The organism is Pantoea sp. AN62 (assembly GCF_050432985.1).
In the GTDB taxonomy this organism is placed as follows: Bacteria; Pseudomonadota; Gammaproteobacteria; order Enterobacterales; family Enterobacteriaceae; genus Pantoea; species Pantoea brenneri.
In genome coordinates this window covers 1-20,512 of sequence record NZ_JBNPYB010000004.1, presented here as the reverse complement: position 1 = coordinate 20,512, position 20,512 = coordinate 1, and the positions used below count along the sequence as shown (strand labels likewise).

13 protein-coding genes and 1 riboswitch are annotated in these 20,512 nt (G+C 56.6%); of the genes, 6 read left to right on the top strand and 7 right to left on the bottom strand.

Annotation, left to right across the window (positions count from 1 at the left end; all coding sequences use genetic code 11):
* Positions 1–65 precede the first annotated feature (65 nt).
* Positions 66–758 carry an aquaporin Z gene (gene aqpZ / locus FHW04_RS05955; RefSeq protein ID WP_089561272.1) on the bottom strand — a complete coding sequence of 231 codons (693 nt, stop codon included), beginning with the start codon at positions 756–758 and terminating at the stop codon, positions 66–68.
* A gap of 221 nt (positions 759–979) precedes the next feature.
* A complete protein-coding gene (gene lysC, locus FHW04_RS05950) occupies positions 980–2,332 on the bottom strand; it encodes a lysine-sensitive aspartokinase 3 (RefSeq protein WP_031375536.1) in 1,353 nt (450 codons plus the stop codon).
* Positions 2,333–2,448: 116 nt separating this feature from the next.
* Positions 2,449–2,642: riboswitch (Lysine riboswitch) on the bottom strand.
* 413 nt (positions 2,643–3,055) lie between these two features.
* On the opposite strand from lysC, the gene pgi reads away from it, so the two are divergent.
* The 5 genes from pgi (at position 3,056) to FHW04_RS05925 (ending at position 9,181) form a co-directional block, all read left to right on the top strand.
* Positions 3,056–4,702: a glucose-6-phosphate isomerase gene (gene pgi / locus FHW04_RS05945; protein ID WP_089561271.1), complete on the top strand. Its 1,647-nt coding sequence runs from the start codon at positions 3,056–3,058 to the stop codon at positions 4,700–4,702.
* Between the two features lie 556 nt (positions 4,703–5,258).
* Positions 5,259–5,507, top strand: a complete 249-nt coding sequence (yjbE, locus tag FHW04_RS05940) for an exopolysaccharide production protein YjbE (protein WP_031375538.1) — start codon at positions 5,259–5,261, stop codon at positions 5,505–5,507.
* A 196-nt stretch (positions 5,508–5,703) separates the two neighbouring features.
* Positions 5,704–6,351: a YjbF family lipoprotein gene (locus tag FHW04_RS05935; protein WP_031375539.1), complete on the top strand. Its 648-nt coding sequence runs from the start codon at positions 5,704–5,706 to the stop codon at positions 6,349–6,351.
* Positions 6,348–7,091, top strand: coding sequence for a capsule biosynthesis GfcC family protein (locus FHW04_RS05930; RefSeq protein ID WP_031375540.1), 744 nt, complete (start codon positions 6,348–6,350; stop codon positions 7,089–7,091). Before FHW04_RS05935 ends, FHW04_RS05930 begins: the two co-directional genes overlap by 4 nt.
* Positions 7,091–9,181: a YjbH domain-containing protein gene (locus FHW04_RS05925; RefSeq protein ID WP_089561269.1), complete on the top strand. Its 2,091-nt coding sequence runs from the start codon at positions 7,091–7,093 to the stop codon at positions 9,179–9,181. The genes FHW04_RS05930 and FHW04_RS05925 overlap by 1 nt, the downstream gene beginning before the upstream one ends.
* A 510-nt stretch (positions 9,182–9,691) precedes the next feature.
* Here the strand turns inward: FHW04_RS05925 and metH are convergent.
* Positions 9,692–13,375, bottom strand: a complete 3,684-nt coding sequence (gene metH, locus FHW04_RS05920) for a methionine synthase (protein WP_139807892.1) — start codon at positions 13,373–13,375, stop codon at positions 9,692–9,694.
* Between the two features lie 193 nt (positions 13,376–13,568).
* Here metH and iclR point away from each other — a divergent pair, with 193 nt between their 5' ends.
* Positions 13,569–14,399 carry a glyoxylate bypass operon transcriptional repressor IclR gene (gene iclR, locus FHW04_RS05915; protein WP_069729427.1) on the top strand — a complete coding sequence of 277 codons (831 nt, stop codon included), beginning with the start codon at positions 13,569–13,571 and terminating at the stop codon, positions 14,397–14,399.
* Here the strand turns inward: iclR and aceK are convergent.
* The 4 genes from aceK to metA all read right to left on the bottom strand — a co-directional run bounded on the left by aceK (position 14,374) and on the right by metA (position 20,290).
* Entirely contained in the window at positions 14,374–16,122 is a 1,749-nt protein-coding gene (gene aceK, locus FHW04_RS05910; RefSeq protein WP_089561267.1) for a bifunctional isocitrate dehydrogenase kinase/phosphatase, read from the bottom strand. The genes iclR and aceK overlap by 26 nt on opposite strands.
* A gap of 60 nt (positions 16,123–16,182) precedes the next feature.
* Positions 16,183–17,484: an isocitrate lyase gene (gene aceA / locus FHW04_RS05905; RefSeq protein ID WP_031375545.1), complete on the bottom strand. Its 1,302-nt coding sequence runs from the start codon at positions 17,482–17,484 to the stop codon at positions 16,183–16,185.
* Between the two features lie 17 nt (positions 17,485–17,501).
* Positions 17,502–19,100 carry a malate synthase A gene (aceB, locus tag FHW04_RS05900; protein WP_089561266.1) on the bottom strand — a complete coding sequence of 533 codons (1,599 nt, stop codon included), beginning with the start codon at positions 19,098–19,100 and terminating at the stop codon, positions 17,502–17,504.
* Positions 19,101–19,360: 260 nt separating this feature from the next.
* Positions 19,361–20,290, bottom strand: coding sequence for a homoserine O-acetyltransferase MetA (gene metA / locus FHW04_RS05895; protein ID WP_031375546.1), 930 nt, complete (start codon positions 20,288–20,290; stop codon positions 19,361–19,363).
* Positions 20,291–20,512: the final 222 nt, after the last annotated feature.

The following is a 20,512-nucleotide window of genomic DNA, read 5'->3' as shown; positions in this document are numbered from 1 at the left end:
GCGCAGATGGGGTCAGAGCGGAAAATGCGGATCGACTGCTGCCGATCCGCCGATCGTTGACGAAATTACGCTGCTTTTTCGCCTAAACCGCGGTAGATCGCACCACCAATCATCGCCCCGATGACCGGCATCAGCCAGAACATCCACAGCTGGGACAGCGCCCAGTCGCCCTGGAACAGCGCGACGGCGGTACTGCGCGCCGGATTGACCGAGGTGTTGGTGACCGGAATGCTGATCAGATGGATCAGCGTCAGCGCCAGACCGATGGCGATTGGTGCAAAGCCTTTGGGCGCGCGCGGGCTGGTGGCGCCCATGATAACGATCAGGAAGATCGCCGTCAGCACCCCTTCGGCGATCATGCCAGCCTGCAGGCTAAAGCCACCGGGTGAGTGCTCACCATAGCCGTTCGCCGCAAATCCGCTGGCGGCGGCGTTAAAGTCGCTCTGGCCGCTGGCAATCAGGTACAGCACCGCGCCTGCCGCAATGCCGCCTGCCAGTTGAGCGATAATGTAAGGGATCACCTTTGAAGCAGGAAAGCGCCCGCCCGCCAGCAGGCCCAGCGTTACCGCCGGATTAAAATGGCCACCGGAGATAGGACCGACCGCACAGGCCATTACCAGCACGCTTAGCCCGAATGCCAGCGCCACGCCCATAAAACCGATACCCAGACCGGGGAACGCGGCTGACAATACCGCACTCCCGCAACCGCCCAGTACCAGCACGAAGGTGCCCAGCGCCTCTGCCACTAACCTTTTCATATTATTTCCTAAAATGTGTGTATTGATTTAGCGGCGGGATTATAAAACTGCGCAGCAGCAGCGCAACGAAAGTGACTGAAATCCCTGAATAAAGTGGATTTCATTTGGCAATGAAGGAATCTAACGTCTTGTAGAATAAGGCTTAAATCAGGAAGAGGGACAGAGCGGGATGGGGATGATTTTCAGGCCGCGCGCACGCGGCCTGATCGACGCGCTGGCGTCTATTCGAACAGATTGTGATGCAGCGTACGGACCACGCTTTCCGCGTCCGTGCCGGGGACCAGGAAGCAGAGGTTATAGCTGCTGGCACCGTAGCAAATCATCCGCAGGTTAAACGGCTCAAGCACGCCAAACACCTCTTTGCCGACGCCACAGGCTTTTGACAACTGGTTGCCAATAATCGCCACCAACGCCAGATCTTCTTCTACTTCGACCCGACACAGTGACGACAGCTCAGTCAGCAGCGCCTGCGTCAGCAGGCTGTCGCCGGTTGAGGTAGAACCGGTGGTGTCGAGCGTCAGCGCCACGCTCACTTCAGAGGTGGTAATCAGGTCCACGGAAATATTGTGGCGGGCCAGAATATTAAACAGTTCGGCGAGGAAGCCAGGCGTATGCAGCATGTTAAGGCTGTGCAGCGTTAGCAGCGTCTGCTTGCGACGTAATGCCAGCGCGCGGAACAGCGGTGGATTACGGGTTTCATTACAGACACGCGTTCCGCCCGCGGCCGGATCTTTGCTGGAGCCGACAAACACCGGAATATCACAGCGTACCGCCGGCAGCAGTGTGGCCGGGTGCAGCACTTTGGCGCCAAAGGTCGCCATTTCAGCGGCTTCTTCAAAGGTAATTTCGTCGATGCGCTTGGCGGTCGGTACCACACGCGGATCGGTGGTGTAGATGCCCGGCACGTCAGTCCAGATATCGACCCGCGCCGCTTTCAGCGCTTCACCCAGCAGCGCCGCCGTGTAATCACTGCCGCCACGGCCTAAGGTGGTGGTGCGGCCTTTGCTTTCGCTGCCGATAAAGCCCTGAGTGATGACCAGCGCCTGCTCAACGCGCGGCTGCAACTGGGCAATCGCCTGCTCCGCCAGCAACTTCACGTCCGGCTCGGCACGGCCAAAACGGTCATCGGTGCGCATCACTTTACGCACGTCAAACCACTCGGCATTCACCTGGCGTTCACGCAGAATTTCGACAAACAGCAGCGACGACATCAGTTCGCCATGGCTGACCAGCTCATCAGTCAGCGCATGCGACGTCGCCAGCGAGGCGGCTTCAGACAGCATAGCAATGTTGTCAATCATCCGATCGATTTCGTCGCGGATCACGTCCGGACGCTGTAAGCGATCGATAATGGCATATTGGATACGGCGGATATCATCCAGCAGGATGGCGCGCTCGGTGAGCGGCTGGCCTTCGGCCAGAGCCACCAGCAGATTGGTAATGCCCGCCGAAGCGGATAGCACCACCAGACGCGTACTGGCATCTTTCAGCACCACGTCGGCGCTGCGGTTCATCGCATCAAAATCGGCTACGCTGGTGCCGCCGAATTTTGCCACAATCAGAGTTTGAGACATGTATGACCTCGTGTCAGGTTATCTTGTTCTCGCCGGCGATAATGCGGTCGGGAAACATTCTTTCAGCCAGGCACAAGGGAAGAGCAGAAACGGGCAGACCAGATCGGGTAGACGAGTCACCCAGAAGCGCCCCACCTTGCGAAACGTCCGACTGTGGACGTTTCTGGTGACAACCCAGAGGATTCAGCCCCTGTAGCCGACAGGCAACACACCGCGTGTTGACCCACCTCGGCGTCGCTCCCCATCATGTGTCTTCACCGGATACGGTTCCTCCAACACACTGCCTGGGCGACGCGCCTCTTCTGGCTTGCGCACGGGTGCGCAAGTAGCCGCATACATTTATCGGTTTCTGGCTCTGCTGTCAATCTCAGAGGCAGGCAGATTTTTGCTTTGCGGCGCACCGTAAAACAAATTTACCTGCCTTACAGCGACTAGAGTGCTAAATGGCTTCAGCCAGTGCAGCAATCTCTGATGCGGCACAAGGATTTATCGCCGCGTTCACGCCACACTTTCGCCGCGCGATCTCGTCGCCGTCTGCAGGCCATTCGCACCAGCCAATGCTGGCGATCCGGCGCAGGCAGGCCGGCGACTGCGCCCGGCTTACCCGCAGCCGGATGACAAAATTTTTCCTTTCAGTAGCAACTGTGGTCATACTGAAACGCTAACCGGGTACGATGTGCCCCCGATGGAATGACGGTTCTTAATATCAACAAGAGTGTTGCCATGAAAAATATCAATCCGACACAAACCGCAGCCTGGAAAGCGCTGCAACAGCATTTTGAGCAGATGAAATCGGTAGAAATTGCCGACCTGTTTGCCCAGGATGCCGATCGTTTTGCCAAATTCTCTGCCACCTTTGATGATCAGATGCTGGTGGATTTCTCCAAAAACCGCATCACCCAGGAAACCCTCGACAAATTACAGGCGCTGGCGAAAGAGACCGATTTAAGCGGCGCGATTAAGTCTATGTTCTCTGGTGAGAAAATTAACCGTACCGAAGACCGTGCGGTGCTGCACGTTGCGCTGCGTAACCGCAGCAACACACCGATTCTGGTCGATGGCAAAGATGTGATGCCTGAGGTCAATGCGGTGCTGGACAAGATGAAGGGCTTTTCAGAGCGCATCATCAGCGGCGAATGGAAAGGCTATACCGGTAAACCGATCACCGACGTGGTGAACATCGGTATCGGCGGGTCTGACCTGGGTCCTTTCATGGTGACCGAAGCGCTGCGTCCTTACAAAAACCACCTGAACATGCACTTTGTCTCCAACGTTGACGGCACCCATATCGCTGAAACGCTGAAAGACCTCAGCCCGGAAACCACTCTGTTCCTGGTGGCGTCAAAAACCTTCACCACCCAGGAAACCATGACCAATGCGCACAGCGCGCGTGACTGGTTCCTGAAAACGGCCGGTGACCAGCAGCACGTAGCGAAACACTTTGCGGCACTCTCGACCAACGCCAAAGCGGTCGGCGAATTTGGTATCGACACCAACAACATGTTCGAATTCTGGGACTGGGTTGGCGGTCGCTACTCGCTGTGGTCAGCGATTGGCCTGTCGATTATTCTCTCTATCGGCTTCGATAACTTCGAGCAGCTGCTGAGCGGCGCGCATGCGATGGACCAGCACTTCGCCTCTACCCCGGCCGAACAGAACCTGCCGGTCCTGCTGGCGCTGATTGGCATCTGGTATAACAATTTCTTCGGTGCGGAAACCGAAGCGATTCTGCCGTATGACCAGTACATGCACCGCTTTGCCGCCTATTTCCAGCAGGGAAATATGGAATCGAACGGCAAGTATGTCGATCGTGACGGTAATCCGGTGGATTACCAGACCGGCCCGATCATCTGGGGCGAACCGGGGACTAACGGCCAGCACGCGTTTTACCAGCTGATCCATCAGGGCACCAAGCTGGTACCGTGTGACTTTATCGCACCGGCTATCACCCACAATGCGCTGGCGGATCACCATCCAAAACTGCTGTCTAACTTCTTTGCACAGACCGAAGCGCTGGCGTTTGGTAAATCACGCGAAGTGGTCGAGAAAGAGTTTACCGATGCCGGTAAATCGGCCGAATCGGTCGCCCACATCGTGCCGTTCAAGGTCTTTGAAGGTAATCGTCCGACCAACTCCATCCTGCTGCGTGAAATTACGCCGTACAGCCTCGGCGCGCTGATTGCCCTGTATGAGCACAAGATCTTCACCCAGGGCGCGATTCTGAATATCTTCACCTTCGATCAGTGGGGCGTGGAATTAGGTAAGCAGCTGGCAAACCGTATTTTGCCAGAACTGGAAAATGACGAAAAAATTACCAGTCATGACAGTTCCACCAATGCCTTAATTAACCGCTATAAATCCTGGCGTTAATCGGCGATAAAATATCCGGGCGGCATGATTGCCGCCCTTTTTTTGCCCGGATCGGACAATTTATTCACTGCGCTACCGCCGCTCCGGTTGGATAATTCTTAAAAGCACCTAAGATAATTCTGAACATGCCGTGATTAACTACGTCTTAATCCAGTTAAAACTGGACCTGAAATCAGTGCATGATAGCAGTTACTCTTTGATTCTTAATGGTATTAAAATAAGGCAATCCTGAGTAAATTCTGATTATTCTTATTCCGTACCAAATATAACTAAAAAAGAACAATACGCTTTGCATCTGTTTTATGACCAGTGAAATATGCGGCATTAACCGGAAATATTCCGATATAAAAGGGTGTTAAAACCAAACTGACTTAATATCCCGCCGTTTTACCCCGCCCGATCGCCTGCTTTTTCCGGTGCTGAACTCTGGTATTTTGTTGCCCTATACTGAACGCGCCCGCAATGGGACTGTCCGTCGCCTTTGCTGCGTAGTTATCTGCGCGGTGAATGTGGCGGATCAGACATCCTTCATTCACTCAATGCAGGAAACGTTGTTATGAAAAAAACCATGGTTGCCGGTGCAGCCCTGATTTTCGTTGCTGTCTCTTCCAGTGCTTTTGCAGCCCCGGAAGACGCAGGTGCCGCAGCTGGCGCGCAGGCGGGAGCAATCTCCGCTGGCACGTCGACCGCTGTAGGTATCGGCGCACTTGGCGCGTTAGTCGGGCTCGGCATTGCTGCTTCTGGCGGTGGTGACGGCGCAAATACCGGTACAACAACCACGACCACGACGAGCACCACTCGTTGATGGATACCCAGCAGGTGTTCAGGTGCCAGACAGCGGCAAACGGGCAACGGCGGGATCGCTGACCACGGTGAGTGATCTGCCGGGCAACGCAGTCTTGCTGTACCGACACGTGAACCCTGCGGGTATAGGACCTTTAAACATAACCACACGCCTGTGTGGTTATTTTTACTTTGGCATGACTTATCAGGGACACACAGTGCGCCAACTTCCTCTGCTGCTCGCTTGCCTGCTGCTGCAGGCCTGCACACAAACGCAAAAAGGCCTTGAACAGACCCTTATGCTGGCCGTTAACGGTCCGGATGACGTCACCGTCACCGACCAGCAGGTCAACGCATTACCCTACGCCAGCCTCTATGCCCGCCTCAATGAAGGCCCGCGAATCTTCGTGGTGCTTGGCTACAACGAAGCCGGCCAGCAGAAATGGGTGACGCAGGATCAGGCGATGCTGGTGACACAGCACGGCCGGCTGGTTAAAACGCTGGGATTACCCGATAACCTGATTAGCGTGAGTAATCTGCAGCAGGATCCGCTGGCGGATAGCCTGCATCTCAGCAACGGTGCCAGCTGGACCCGCATCGTGCAGTGGACCGAGCAGGGCAACATCCGCGCGGGGACGGTTCGGTCCACCTTCCAGCGCGGCACCGATGAAGTGCTGACCGTGGCGGGCAACCGTATCGCCTGTCGCGTCTGGCATGAGCAGGTGAGCCTCGACAGCAGCAACCGCGAGTGGGAAAACACGTTCTGGATCGATAACAGCAGCGGCGATGTGGTGCAGGCCCATCAGATGCTGGCGGCTGACGCCTTCCCCGTAGACACCACCATTCTGAAGCCGGCGAAATCATGAAAAAAATCACTTTCCTGCTGGCCGGATTGAGTCTGCTCAGCACCCCAGGCGCGCAGGCTGCTGCGCAGGTTACGGTCCATGCGCCGCACAATGGAGCACAGGCAGAACTGAGCCAGGTGCCCGATCTGGCACAACTGGTCAGCCAGCCCGCCCTTCAGCAATCGATCGACTGGCGCAGCAGCGTCATTGCCGAACGCGGCGCCAGCGCCGTGGCACAGCAGCAGTATCAGCAGACGCTGGGCCAGCTACGTGCCTGGCGAGCCGACAGCAGTGGCGATCGTGCCGCCGCGATTGATGAGGTGATCCGCCAGCTAAGCGCGATTAAGGTCACCGGCCGGCAGTTCACCTCGCTCGATCCGGACTGGGTGCGCCTGCATCCGGCCGACAATCGCCGCCTTGAAGGCAGCTACGATCTCTATCTGCAAACCCGGTCTGATTCGGTGTTACTGCTCGGCGCGCTGAGCGGCGCAGGTAAGGTCAGCTGGCAACCGGGCCGCTCAGTGCGCGAATACCTGGCCGATCATGCACGCCTTTCCGGCGCGGAACGAAACTTTGCAACGGTTATCGCCCCCTCAGGTGCCACGCAGCAGGTGCCGATTGCTTACTGGAACCACCGTCACGTCGAAGTGGAACCGGGCAGCATTATCTGGCTGGGCTTCTCATCATGGAGCCTGCCAGGCGCCTATGACGATCTGAATAATCGCATCCTTTCCGTTCTGACTCACCGGATACCAGACTGATGAAAAAACATTATCTCTTCAGCCTGTTGGCTGTTTCTGTGGCGACAGCCTGTCAGGCGCAGGCTGAAACCTGGCCCGCGCCGGTGGGCCCTTCACAATCCGATTTCGGTGGTGTTGGCCTGATGCAGGTGCCGACGGCGCGCATGGCCAGAGAGGGCGAGTTCAGCCTTAACGCGCGCGACAACGATCAGTACCGCTATTACTCCGCGTCGCTGCAGCTGTTCCCGTGGCTGGAAACCACCGTTCGCTATACCGATGTACGTACCCGCCGCTACAGCGCCGTGTCAGACTTCAGTGGCAATCAGAGCTACAAAGATAAAGCCTTCGATCTGAAACTGCGTTTGTGGCAGGAAGGTTTCTGGCTGCCGGAAGTGGCGCTGGGTACCCGCGATCTTGGCGGTACCGGGCTGTTCGACAGCGAATATCTGGTCGCCAGCAAAGCCTGGGGTCCGTTTGACTTCACGCTCGGCCTTGGCTGGGGCTATCTCGGCAACAGCGGCACGGTTAAAAACCCGTTCTGCTCCTACAGCGACAGCTACTGTCAGCGTCCACGGGTCGGCGAAGCGGGCTCGATCAATGGCTCACAGATGTTCCATGGTCCAACGGCCCTGTTTGGCGGCGTCGAGTATCAGACACCGTGGCAGCCGCTGCGGCTTAAGATGGAATATGAAGGCAACGATTATCAGGATGATTTCGCCGGCCGGCTGACGCAGAGCAGCAAAGTTAACGTCGGTGCCATCTATCGCGTGACCGACTGGGCAGATATTAATGCCAGCTACGAGCGCGGCAACACCTTTATGTTTGGTGTGACCATCCGCACCAACTTTAACGATCTGCATCAGGCGCACATCGACAGCGAGAAACCGGCGTATAACCCGCAGCCTCAGCCGAAGCTGCTGGAGCCGACCGTGGTCGGTAATCAGCTAACTGACCTGAAGTACAATGCCGGACTCGACGGTCCACGCATTCAGACCAAAGGCCACACGCTGTATGTGTCGGGCGAGCAGACCAAATATCGCGACACCCAGGAAGGGGTCGATCGCGCTAACCGCATCGTCATGAACCACCTGCCGGCGGACATTGATACCATCAGCGTCACCGAGTCCCGCTTCAATATGCCGCAGGTCACCACCGTGACGCCGGTCGCCAGCCTGCACAATACGCTGGCGGGCTATCCGCTGGGCCACGAGCAGCCGCTGCAGCAGACGCGTGAAAATCCGGTGGATCCGGGTCAGACTGAGCAGGGAATGTTTATCCGTAAAGATCGCCTGAACTACAGCCTGTCACCGGTGCTCAATCAGTCAGTGGGCGGCCCGGAAAGCTTCTACATGTATCAGGTTGGCGTGATGGGTAACGTCGATTACTGGCTGACCGATCACCTGCTGGTGGGCGGTAGCCTGTTCGGCAACCTCGCTAACAACTATGACAAGTTCAACTACAACGGCGCGCCAGCGGACTCCAGCCTGCCCCGCGTGCGGACCCATATCCGCGACTACGTTGAGAACAACGTCTACGTTAACGATCTGCAGGCTAACTATATGGGCCACCTCGGCAATGGCTTCTATGGTCAGCTGTATGGCGGTTATCTCGAAACCATGTATGGCGGCGTGGGCGGCGAGCTGCTCTATCGTCCGGTCGATGCCAACTGGGCCGTGGGCGTTGATGCCAACTATGTCCGGCAGCGTGACTGGGACAATATGATGCAGTTTACCCGTTACAAAGCCTCAACCGGCAACCTGACCGCCTACTGGCGTCCGTGGTTTATGCAGGATGTGTTGGTCAAAACCAGCGTCGGTCAGTATCTGGCGAAAGATAAAGGTGTGACGGTAGACGTGTCGAAGCGCTTTGACAGCGGCGTAATGGTGGGTGTTTATGCCACTAAAACCAACGTGTCGTCTGAAGAGTATGGCGAAGGTGACTTCACCAAAGGGTTCTACATCTCGATTCCGATGGATCTGTTCACCGTCACCCCAACCCGTGGTCGGGCGCAGGTCAACTGGGTGCCGCTGACGCGTGACGGTGGTCAGATGCTGGGCCGTAAGTACCAGCTGTATGATTTGACGTCGGATCGCGACGCTCGCTTTAACTAAACAGAGGCGGCCTCCGGGCCGCTTCATGCTGTTGATAGAAAGCGGGCTCAGGGAGCATACGCCCTGCGTAAAGACGCAAAAAATGCCATCCATGGCATGCTCAGCGCGGGCCATCCCTGGCCCGCGATGCTTTACTCCGGGCGTATACTCCCATCGCGTTGACTTCGGTACACATTTCAGACGGCCCTCTGAACGCTTCAGACGCTGAAAAGCCGAATCAGGGTGAAGCTGGCTGCAGCACCTAAGCTCAATGCGCAGGGAACGCGGTCAGAAGAGGAAAGCGTCCCGCTGCCCGGATAAAAACGCCGGGAGCGTTTTTGAACAATGCAAAGCGTTGACCCGGCTACGGGCGCAATTCAGGGATGAGGTGCGTATCGTGCGGGCCGAGCGGCCAGGGACTGGCTTTAGCGCCTTTCCGATCTGACCGTGTATCCTGCGCTGGCTCGATTTCACTGCTGACCGGGCCAGACTGTGCAACAACCTCAGGCGGCCATCAGGCCGCTTTTTTGTTTAGTCTGCGTCGTAGCCGAGATTTGGTGCCAGCCAGCGCTCGACCTCGGTCACTGACATCCCTTTACGCGCCGCATAATCCTCCACCTGATCGCGCTGAATCTGCGCCACAGCGAAGTAGCGACTGTCAGGATGGCTGAAATACCAGCCTGAGACTGCCGCGCCTGGCCACATGGCAAAGGATTCGGTCAGCTGCATGCCGGTCTGCTTTTCCACATCCAGCAAGGTCCAGATCGCCGCTTTCTCAGTATGCTCTGGACAGGCCGGATAGCCTGGCGCTGGCCGTATGCCCTGATAATTTTCGCGAATCAGCTCTTCATTACTCAGGTTTTCGTTGGGCGCAAATCCCCAGATCACTTTACGCACGCGTTCATGCAGATATTCCGCAAAGGCTTCAGCCAGGCGGTCAGCCAGCGCTTTCACCATGATCTTGTTGTAGTCGTCATGCTGACGATCGTACGCCTCCGCCAGCGCATCCTCTTCCAGTCCGCCGGTCACCGCGAAGGCACCGAGATAGTCCGCTTTACCGCTTGATTTAGGTGCGACAAAGTCCGCCAGACAGTAGTTGGCGAAGTCGGTTTTTTCGGTCTGCTGACGTAAGTGATGACTCACTACCAGTAACTCACTGCGGCGCTCATCGCGATAGATCTCGATGTCATCGCCGACCCGGTTAGCCGGAAAAATACCGACCACGCCGCGCGGTTTCAACAGTGCCTGCTGGCTTAGCTGGTCCAGCATCGCATTCGCATCGGCGAACAGGCGCTGTGCCTCTTCTCCGACCACCTCATCTTCCAGGATGCGCGGATACTTGCCAGCCAGCGACCAGGTCATGAAGAACGGCGTCCAGTCAATGTAGTTGCGCAGCGTTTCAATACTGGCCTCGACCTGACTGACCCCGAGACGATGCGGCACCGGCGGCGTATAGCTCTGCCAGTCAATCGAGGTGGCGTTGTCGCGGGCCACCTGCAACGATACCGGCGGGGTGCGCGGTTTTTTGCGCGCATGCTGAATACGCACGGTTTCGTACTCTTTACGGGTCCGCGCCACAAAATCCTCTTTCAGCGTGGCGGAAAGCAGTGAAGAGACCACGCCTACGGTACGTGAGGCGTTCTGCACGTAGACCGTCGGACCGCTGTAGTTCTGCTCAATTTTGACCGCCGTATGCGCTTTAGAGGTGGTCGCGCCGCCGATCAGCAGCGGTAGAGTGAAGCCCTGACGCTCCATCTCTTTCGCCATATTGACCATCTCATCCAGCGACGGCGTAATCAGGCCCGACAGGCCAATGATGTCAGCATTCACTTCACGCGCCGTTTTCAGGATCTTCTCGCCCGGCACCATCACGCCGAGGTCAATAATTTCGTAGTTGTTGCACTGCAGCACTACGCCAACGATGTTTTTTCCAATGTCGTGAACGTCGCCTTTGACCGTGGCCAGCACGATTTTACCGTTGCTGCGCCCCGCCTCTTTGCTGGCTTCGATAAAGGGCTCCAGATAAGCCACCGCCTGCTTCATTACCCGCGCCGATTTCACCACCTGCGGCAGGAACATCTTGCCTTCGCCAAACAGATCGCCAACCACGTTCATGCCGGACATCAGCGGGCCTTCGATCACCTCTATCGGACGCGGCACCTGCTGGCGCGCCTCTTCGGTATCCTGCTCAATGAATTCGGTGATGCCTTTGACCAGCGAATATTCCAGCCGCTTCACCACGTCCCAGCTGCGCCACTCGGCCAGCTGTTTTTCCTGAGCACCGTCACTTTTGCCGCCACGATATTTTTCCGCCAGATCCAGCAACCGCTCGGTCCCGTCATCACGGCGATTGAGGATCACATCTTCTACCGCATCGCGCAGCTCCGCCGGCAGATCGTCATAAATCGCCAGCTGGCCGGCGTTGACGATGCCCATATCCATGCCTTTGCGGATGGCGTAGTAGAGAAATACCGCGTGTATCGCTTCGCGCACCGGATCGTTGCCGCGGAATGAAAACGACACGTTGGAGACGCCACCGGAGATCATCGCATGTGGCAGCTCGCGCTTGATATCCTCACAGGCGCCGATGAAATCCATCGCGTAGTTGTTATGTTCTTCAATGCCGGTCGCCACCGCAAAAATGTTGGGGTCGAAGATGATATCTTCCGGCGGGAAACCGACCTGCTCCGTCAGGATGCGATAGGCGCGGCGACAAATCTCAATCTTACGGGCGCGGGTATCCGCCTGGCCCACCTCATCAAATGCCATCACTACCATCGCCGCACCGTAGCGGCGGACCTGGCGCGCATGATGAATAAAGGCCGCTTCACCCTCTTTCATCGAAATGGAGTTAACGATGCCTTTACCCTGAATGCACTGCAGCCCTTTTTCAATCACCTCCCACTTTGAGGAGTCGATCATGATCGGGACGCGGGCAATATCCGGCTCACCAGCAATCAGATTCAGGAAGCGCACCATCGCCGCTTCGGCGTCGAGCATTCCTTCATCCATGTTGATGTCGATGATCTGAGCACCGCTTTCAACCTGCTGCAGCGCTACTTCCAGCGCTTCGTTATATTTCTCTTCTTTAATCAGCCGTTTGAATTTGGCTGAACCGGTAACGTTGGTCCGTTCGCCGACGTTAACAAACAGCGATTCTGCGGTAATGTTGAGCGGCTCAAGACCGGCCAGACGGCAGGCAACCGGGATCGTCGGCAGCTTACGCGGAGCAACGCCCTCAACGGCCGCCACCATGGCGGCGATATGCTGCGGTGTGGTCCCGCAACAGCCACCGATAATATTCAGAAAACCCGAAGTCGCCCATTCGCCAATCTGCTGCGCCATCAGCTCCGCATCCAGATCGTATTCGCCAAAAGCATTGGGTAAACCAGCGTTCGGGTGCGCAGTGACGTAACCCTCGGCGATGCGCGACAGCTCCGCCACATACTGACGCAGCTCGTCCGGTCCGAGGGCGCAGTTAAGGCCAAAGGAGAGTGGTTCAGCGTGCCGCAGGGAGTTGTAAAAGGCCTCGGTGGTCTGGCCGGAGAGTGTCCGGCCGGAGGCATCGGTGATGGTGCCTGAAATCATCAGCGGCAGCGTCACGCCGAGCGCTTCCATCTCGGTCTGGACCGCATAGATCGCCGCTTTGGCATTCAGGGTATCGAACACCGTTTCGATCATGATGATGTCACAGCCGCCTTCCACCAGCGCACGGGTCGATTCGCGGTAGGCGTCCACCAGCTGATTAAAAGTGACGTTACGGTAGGCGGGATCGTTAACATCGGGCGAGATCGAGCAGGTACGGTTTGTCGGCCCCAGCACGCCCGCGACGTAGCGTGGGCGATCCGGCGTTTTTGCCGTCCATTCATCGGCGCAGACGCGCGCCAGACGGGCGGCCTCGTAGTTGATCTCGGCCGATAACGCTTCCATCTGGTAATCCGCCATCGCAATGGTGGTGGCGTTAAAGGTATTGGTTTCGAGAATATCGGCACCGGCAGCCAGATAGGCGTCGTGGATCTCGCGGATCACCGCTGGTTTAGTCAATACCAGCAGATCGTTATTGCCCTGAAGATCGCAGGGCCAGTCGGCAAAACGGCTGCCGCGAAAATCCTGCTCATCCAGCTTATAGCTCTGGATCATGGTACCCATACCGCCGTCCAACACCATAATGCGTTGTGCGAGCTGCTGATGTAGCGCTTCGATTTTATTGCTCACTGATGGCCCACCCACGTCAATCTGCTGGCTGAAATAGCTGTTAGTCATTCTGTCATAAGCGGGTTAACCAACAAAGCAACCTTAGCTGAGACATTTTCAGGTCGGCCATGAACAGGTCTGACCAGAAAACCAGCATTTGCAAAGCGCGTGATTAAAACGAAAATGATTTCCACATTCCTAAGGAGATTTGATCATGGCGACGCCTGTTCCCGTTAAGCGCGGCAAAAAACCTCGCGGCACTGCCGCCACTGCCGCACCCGCGGGTGGCCAGGTGCAATCCCTGACCCGCGGCCTGACACTGCTGGAGCTGATTGCCGATTCCCACGGCAGCGTGGCGCTGACCGAACTGGCACAGCAGGCAGGTTTGCCGAACTCCACGACTCATCGCCTGCTCAGCACCATGCAGCAGCAGGGGTTTGTCCGCCAGGTGGGCGATCTGGGGTTGTGGACTATCGGAGCACATGCCTTCGTGGTGGGCAGCAGCTTCTTGCAGAGTCGCAATCTGCTGGCGCTGGTGCATCCGGTACTGCGCAGCCTGATGGACGCCTCGGGCGAGACGGTTAATCTGGCGGTGCTGGATCTCAGCGATCATCAGGCGGTGATCATCGATCAGGTGCAGTGTACCCAGCTGATGCGCATGTCCGCACCGATTGGCGGCAAGCTGCCCATGCACGCGTCGGGAGCCGGCAAAGCGTTTCTGGCCCATCTCAGCGATGAGCAGGTCACGACGCTGCTGCATCAGAAAGGGTTGCATTACTACACGCCGAAGACCCTGATGTCGCCGCAGAGCCTGAAAGAGAATCTGGCGCAGGTGCGTAAAGCGGGCTTCTCGTTTGATGATGAAGAGCATGCGCTTGGACTGCGCTGTGTTGCAGCACCGATCTATGACGAACACGGCGAGCCGTTTGCGGCCCTCTCCATCTCCGGTCCGATCGCCAGGATGACCGACGATCGCATTACCGAACTGGGTGCGCTGGTGATCCGTGAAGCGCGTCAGGTCACGCTGGCGTACAGTGGTCGCTGACTGCCTCCGTCGCGTAGCGCACGCAGAAGCGCTGCGCCTGCCGCCAGGCAATCACCTCTTCCACGTGTCCCCCGGCAATGCGTTGTTGCTGGGCCCGCCACCAGCGGGCCTCAAAAATCTCCGGATGCAGTTCCAGCAGCAAAGCACCGATGGCAGCGTCGCTGCATAGGGCATAACGGAAGGTTTCCGGAAATACATCGTCCGGCCCGACGCTGTACCAGGGTTCGGCGCTGAGTTCATCCTCTTCATAGCGCGCGGCCGGCACCTCACGGAAGTGCAGTTCCTGCATCGGTCGGAGCTCATCGTAGTCGTAAAACACCACCCGGCCATGGCGGGTTATGCCGAAGTTTTTAAACAGCATGTCGCCCGGGAAGATATTCGCCGCCGCCAGCTGCCGGATAGCATTGCCATACTCCTCAATCGCCTGACGCCGTTGTTCGGCACTGGCCTGCGCCAGATAGAGGTTAAGCGGCTGCATGCGGCGTTCGAGCCACAGGTGCCGAATGATCAGCCGGTCGCCTTCAATCTTCAGCTTCTCCGCCGCGCAGGCGTTAAGTTCGGCCAGCAGTTCAGGCGAGATACGCGCCAGCGGCAGCGCGAACTGCTCAAACTCCTGAGTATCCGCCATTCGTCCGACGCGATCGTGCTCTTTAACCTGCTGATAGCAGGCGCGCACCTGGGCCTCCGTTACCTCTTTTTGCGGCGCGAAGCGATCTTTAATCACTTTAAACACCCGATCAAAGCCAGGCAGCGTGAAGACCAGCATCACCATGCCGCGAATGCCAGGTGCGATCTCAAATTCAGCTTCACTCTGTTCCAGCGCCTGCAGGTATTCGCGGTAACTTTCGGTCTTGCCATGCTTCTGGCAGCCAATCGCCATATAACGTTCGGCCAGCGTTTTGCCTGGCAGAATCGGCTGCAGCCACGCCACCAGCGCTGCGGGCATCGGCGCATAAACCATGAAATACGCGCGGGCGAAACCAAACACAATACTGGCGTCATCCACATCGGTCAGACAGGTATCGATCCACAGTTCGCCCGTCGCGCTGCGCTGAATCGGCAACAGACAGGGATGGATGGCATCCGGCAGGTGCAGACGCGCCACCAGCCATGCAGTTTTATTGCGATAAAACAGTTCGCAACTGACCTCAAGCCAGCCCTGCTCCAGCTGCGGAAACTGCGTCTGCAGGTGGCGCACAATCCAGCCGATATCACGTTCGCGATGCTGCCATGGCAAGGTTAACGGTAAATCACGCAGCACCTGTCCGATCAACGCCTGCCAGCCCTGCTGTGGCTGATAGCCGCGCGCCAGCGGCCGCGACGGACTTATCTGTGCTGACGGTGATTGAGAACTGAAGATAAATAGCCGTTCTGGCTGCAAATCGGCATGACCGTGCAGCCGGCAGTAGACCGAATTAAAGAAACTCTCTGCAATTTCATAGCGCGGATAGCCAGGCAATAAGCTTTCATACTGGCCCTTTACCCGTCGCCAGAACGCCTTATCCCAGCAGGCTGCACCGTTCAGCACCCGCAGCTGATCGGCGACCAGCCCGACATGATGATCGTAGAGATGGATTCTTGCTTTCATGGCCTGTTGCACCGCCTGCCATTCAGCCTGTTCAAAGCGCTGCTGGGCTCCGGCCGTGATGTCGAGAAAGCGGCCATATTGTGCGTCGAAGCCCTGCAGGATGGTGTGCGCAATCAGCGATTCGCGTGGCGGCATAATCAGCTTCGATAAAAGCCCGCCCGCGAACAGCCGGGCAGGAGACTGGCAGGGATTTACTCAGAACTGGTGCTCTTCAGTCGAACCGGTCAGCGCCGTCACCGACGATTTACCGCCCTGGATGGTGGTGGTGACCCGATCAAAATAGCCGGTGCCCACTTCCTGCTGATGCGATGAGAAGCTGTAACCGCGATCGCGCGCGGCAAATTCAGGCTGCTGCACTTTCTCAACATAGTGGCGCATGCCCTCGCCCTGCGCATAGGCGTGAGCCAGGTCAAACATGTTGAACCACATGCTGTGAATCCCGGCCAGCGTGATGAACTGGAAGCGATAGCCCATCTCGCTGAGCGCCTGCTGAAACTGTGCGATGGTGCGATCGTCGAGATTTTTTTTCCAGTTGAACGATGGCGAACAGTTATAGGCCAGCAATTTACCGGGATAGCGGGCGTGGATGGCATCGGCAAAACGCTGCGCCATAGCCAGATCGGGCGTCGAGGTTTCACACCACAGAATGTCAGCGTAAGGGGCATAAGCCAGACCGCGGCTGATCGCCTGCTCGATACCGGCATTGGTGCGGAAGAACCCCTCTGCAGTGCGGTCGCCACTGATGAAAGGACGATCGTATTCATCGCAGTCTGAGGTAATCAAATCGGCTGCATCGGCATCGGTACGCGCCAGCAGCAGCGTGGGCACGCCCATGACATCGGCCGCCAGCCGGGCAGCCACCAGTTTTTGTATCGCTTCCTGCGTCGGTACCAGCACTTTACCGCCCATATGACCGCATTTTTTCACCGCCGCCAGCTGATCTTCAAAGTGAACGGCCGCCGCTCCCGCCTGAATCATCGCTTTCATCAGCTCAAACGCATTCAGCACGCCGCCGAATCCCGCTTCGGCATCGGCAACGATCGGCAGAAAGAAGTCGGTATAGCGACTGTCACCCGCTTCAATCCCGCTGGACCACTGAATCTGGTCGGCGCGCTGAAAGGTCTGATTGATGCGCGTCACCACTTCAGGTACCGAGTTAACCGGATAGAGCGACTGATCCGGGTACATCTGTCCCGCCACGTTGGCATCGGCAGCCACCTGCCAGCCAGAGAGATAGATCGCCTCTATACCGGCCTTTGCCTGCTGTAATGCCTGCCCACCGCTTAACGCGCCCAGACTATTGATGTAACCCTTCTTCGCGTCTCCGTTAAGCAGCGCCCACAGTTTTTCCGCACCGCGCTGGGCCAGAGTGCAGGCGGGCTGTACCGAGCCGCGCAAATTTACCACCTCTGCCGCACTGTAAGGACGGGTGATGCCTTCCCAGCGCGGGTGCTGCCAGTGCTGCTCGAGTTGCTGAATTTGTTGAGTACGTGTCATGGCAATGTCTCCGAGAGTCAGGGGATCAGGCGGTAGCCCGGCAGAGTAAGGAATGAGACCAGCTCGCGTTCGGTGGTGATTTGCGCCATCAGCTGTGCCGCTTCGCCATAGCGACCGGCACTGAACCGGGTTTCGCCCAGGCTCTGCTGCAACAGATGGAGTTCTTCGTTCAGCCAGCGCAGGAACAGTTCAGCGGTGACCTGCTGACCACTGCTCAGGGTTTGCTGATGACGTATCCATTGCCAGATTGAGGTGCGGGCAATCTCTGCCGTGGCGGCATCCTCCATCAGGCCATCAATCGGCACACAGCCGTTGCCGCTGATCCAGGCTTCAAGGTATTGCAGCGCTACGCGAATATTGGCGCGCATACCCGCTTCAGTGCGTTCACCGGAACAGGGCGCCAGCAGCGTGGTCGCGTCGATCGGCGCATCCTCTTCCCGTGTGACCGATAGCTGGTTAAGCCGGTTGCCCAGCACCGCATCAAATACCGCCATCGCGGTGTTCGCCAGACCGGGATGGGCGATCCAGGTGCCATCATGACCGTTGTTCGCTTCGCGCTGCTTATCTTCCGTAACGCGTTGCAGCACCCAGGCATTACGCGCCGGATCTTTACTCGGGATCAGCGCTGACATGCCGCCCATCGCAAACGCGCCGCGCCGATGACAGGTTTTGATCAGCAGGCGTGAATAGGCGTCCAGAAAAGGCTGAGACATGGTGACGGACTGGCGATCCGGCAGTACCCGATCCGCATGCTGTTTCAGCGTTTTGATATAGCTGAAGATGTAGTCCCAGCGCCCACAGTTAAGGCCAACGATGTGATCGCGCAGATTCCACAGGATCTCATCCATCTGGAAGACCGCCGGCAGAGTTTCTATCAGTACCGTGGCTTTGATGGTGCCGCGCGGCAGATCGAAACGATCCTCACTGAAGCTGAAGATCTCACGCCACCAGGCGACCTCCTGCCAGCTTTCGGTTTTGGGCAGATAGAAATAGGGACCGCTGCCTTTCGCCAGCAACGGGTGAACGTTGTGAAAGAAATAGAGCGCGAAATCAAACAGCCCGGCGGGAATCGGATTGCCCTGCCAGCTGACATGCTTTTCCGATAGATGCAGGCCGCGCACCCGACACATCAGCACGGCTGAATCGGCGCGCAGCTGGTAAATTTTGCCGGCATCGCTGGTATAGCTCAGGGTGCCCTGTACCGCTTCACGCAGGGTCAACTGCCCCTCCATCAGCTTATTCCACTCCGGTGACAGCGAGTCCTCAAAATCTGCCATAAACACTTTTACATTCGCATTCAGGGCGTTAATCACCATTTTGCGATCCGGCGGACCGGTAATTTCGACCCGACGATCCTTCAAATCTTCCGGAATCGAACGGATTGCCCACTCACTAGCGCGAATGGAAGCTGTTTCCATATCAAAGTCGGGCAGATAACCCTGATCGTACTGTTGCTGTCGCAGCTGGCGGGCCGTCAGTAACGCGTCACGCTGTGAGGCAAAGCGCGTAACCAGCGCATCTAAAAACAGAATCGCCTCGGCAGTCAGCAACTGCTGTTCGGCATGGTTAAAGGGCTGGCTGAAGGTCAGGGTATGGCTGATCACAGAATCTGTCATGCTGGCGCTCTCCTGTATTCAGAGGATCGAATAACGCGTATCCCCGGATCGACTGTTTTGTGAACTACAGGATCAGAGCATATTCATTTAATTTTCTAAATCAAAAACTATTTCCATTTTATTGACATAAATTATCCATCCGATTGTTTTTAAAGTAGTTAAACTTTTATTTTTTAAGGGAACAATTTTCACCGTCAATTTCAGGCAAAAAAAACCGTGTCGCCAGCGGCTAACACGGTTCAGTTGAGGATATCCCGGCGCTATTCAAGAGTCGGATTCATGCGGCGTAAATCAAACGGTGTAATCTGATAGACGTAGTAGTTAAGCCAGTTAGAGAACAGCAGATTACCATGGCTACGCCAGGCGGCACGCGGTGGCAGTGCCGGATTATCCTGTGGGAAGTAGTTATAAGGCACCTCAGGATTAAGGCCGGCTTCATAATCACGGTGATATTCACCCGATAAGGTCAACGCATCGTATTCAGGATGACCGGTAACAAACACCAGTCGTTTGTCTTTACTCGCCATCAGGTAGGCACCGGTTTGTTCCGATTCAGCAAATAATTCCAGATCGGTATAATCGGTAATCAACTGCGTCGGGAAATCAGCATAACGTGAATGCGGCGCCAGGAAATTATCATCAAATCCGCGGGTCAGTAAGGCATGCGGATGCAATATCTGATGCTCAAAGACACCTGACAGCTTGTTATGCCTGGTCTGCTTTGGAATGCCATACAAAATATTAAGCGCCGCCTGCACTGCCCAACAGACAAACAGCGTTGAGGTAACATGCTCTTTGGCCCAGTGCAGCACGCGCTGGATCTGTGGCCAATACGCCACATCATTAAAGTCGACCAGTCCCAGCGGAGCACCTGTCACGATTAAGCCATCAAAGTTGTCGTGCTGGATATCTTCAAAATTGCAGTAGAAGTTATTGAGATGCTCAGTCGGCGTGTTACGTGACTCCCGGCTGTCGATGCGTAACAGCTGAATATCGATCTGTAACGGTGAATTTGAGAGCAGGCGCAGGAACTGATTTTCCGTTTCGATCTTTTTCGGCATCAGATTCAGTACCAACACTTTAAGCGGACGGATCTCCTGAACACTGGCGCGTGACGAGGTCATCACAAAGACGTTTTCGTTACGCAAAAAATTCACTGCCGGTAATTCGTCGGGAACCCTGATTGGCATAGCCTGCTCACCTCTTATAACCATATAAACGTTTAGACATCTGGATGCCCAACATTAGCCTGGTGGTCCTGTAATGTCGAGGTTTCATGCAGAAAATGAAAATGTTTCAGCTTAAAGTGGCAAATCGCAGACGTAAAAAAGCCCCGCACTTTCGTGCGGGGCTTCTTCACTCGTTTGATGCCTGGCAGTTCCCTACTCTCGCATGGGGAGACCCCACACTAC

Bases quoted from the DNA above. Each gene is read 5' to 3' on its own strand.
- aqpZ (WP_089561272.1), bottom strand. From the start codon at position 758: ATGAAAAGGTTAGTGGCAGAGGCGCTGGGCACCTTCGTGCTGGTACTG.
- lysC (WP_031375536.1), bottom strand. From the start codon at position 2,332: ATGTCTCAAACTCTGATTGTGGCAAAATTCGGCGGCACCAGCGTAGCC.
- pgi (WP_089561271.1), top strand. From the start codon at position 3,056: ATGAAAAATATCAATCCGACACAAACCGCAGCCTGGAAAGCGCTGCAA.
- yjbE (WP_031375538.1), top strand. From the start codon at position 5,259: ATGAAAAAAACCATGGTTGCCGGTGCAGCCCTGATTTTCGTTGCTGTC.
- FHW04_RS05930 (WP_031375540.1), top strand. From the start codon at position 6,348: ATGAAAAAAATCACTTTCCTGCTGGCCGGATTGAGTCTGCTCAGCACC.
- FHW04_RS05925 (WP_089561269.1), top strand. From the start codon at position 7,091: ATGAAAAAACATTATCTCTTCAGCCTGTTGGCTGTTTCTGTGGCGACA.
- iclR (WP_069729427.1), top strand. From the start codon at position 13,569: ATGGCGACGCCTGTTCCCGTTAAGCGCGGCAAAAAACCTCGCGGCACT.
- aceK (WP_089561267.1), bottom strand. From the start codon at position 16,122: ATGCCGCCACGCGAATCGCTGATTGCGCACACCATCCTGCAGGGCTTC.
- aceA (WP_031375545.1), bottom strand. From the start codon at position 17,484: ATGACACGTACTCAACAAATTCAGCAACTCGAGCAGCACTGGCAGCAC.
- aceB (WP_089561266.1), bottom strand. From the start codon at position 19,100: ATGACAGATTCTGTGATCAGCCATACCCTGACCTTCAGCCAGCCCTTT.
- metA (WP_031375546.1), bottom strand. From the start codon at position 20,290: ATGCCAATCAGGGTTCCCGACGAATTACCGGCAGTGAATTTTTTGCGT.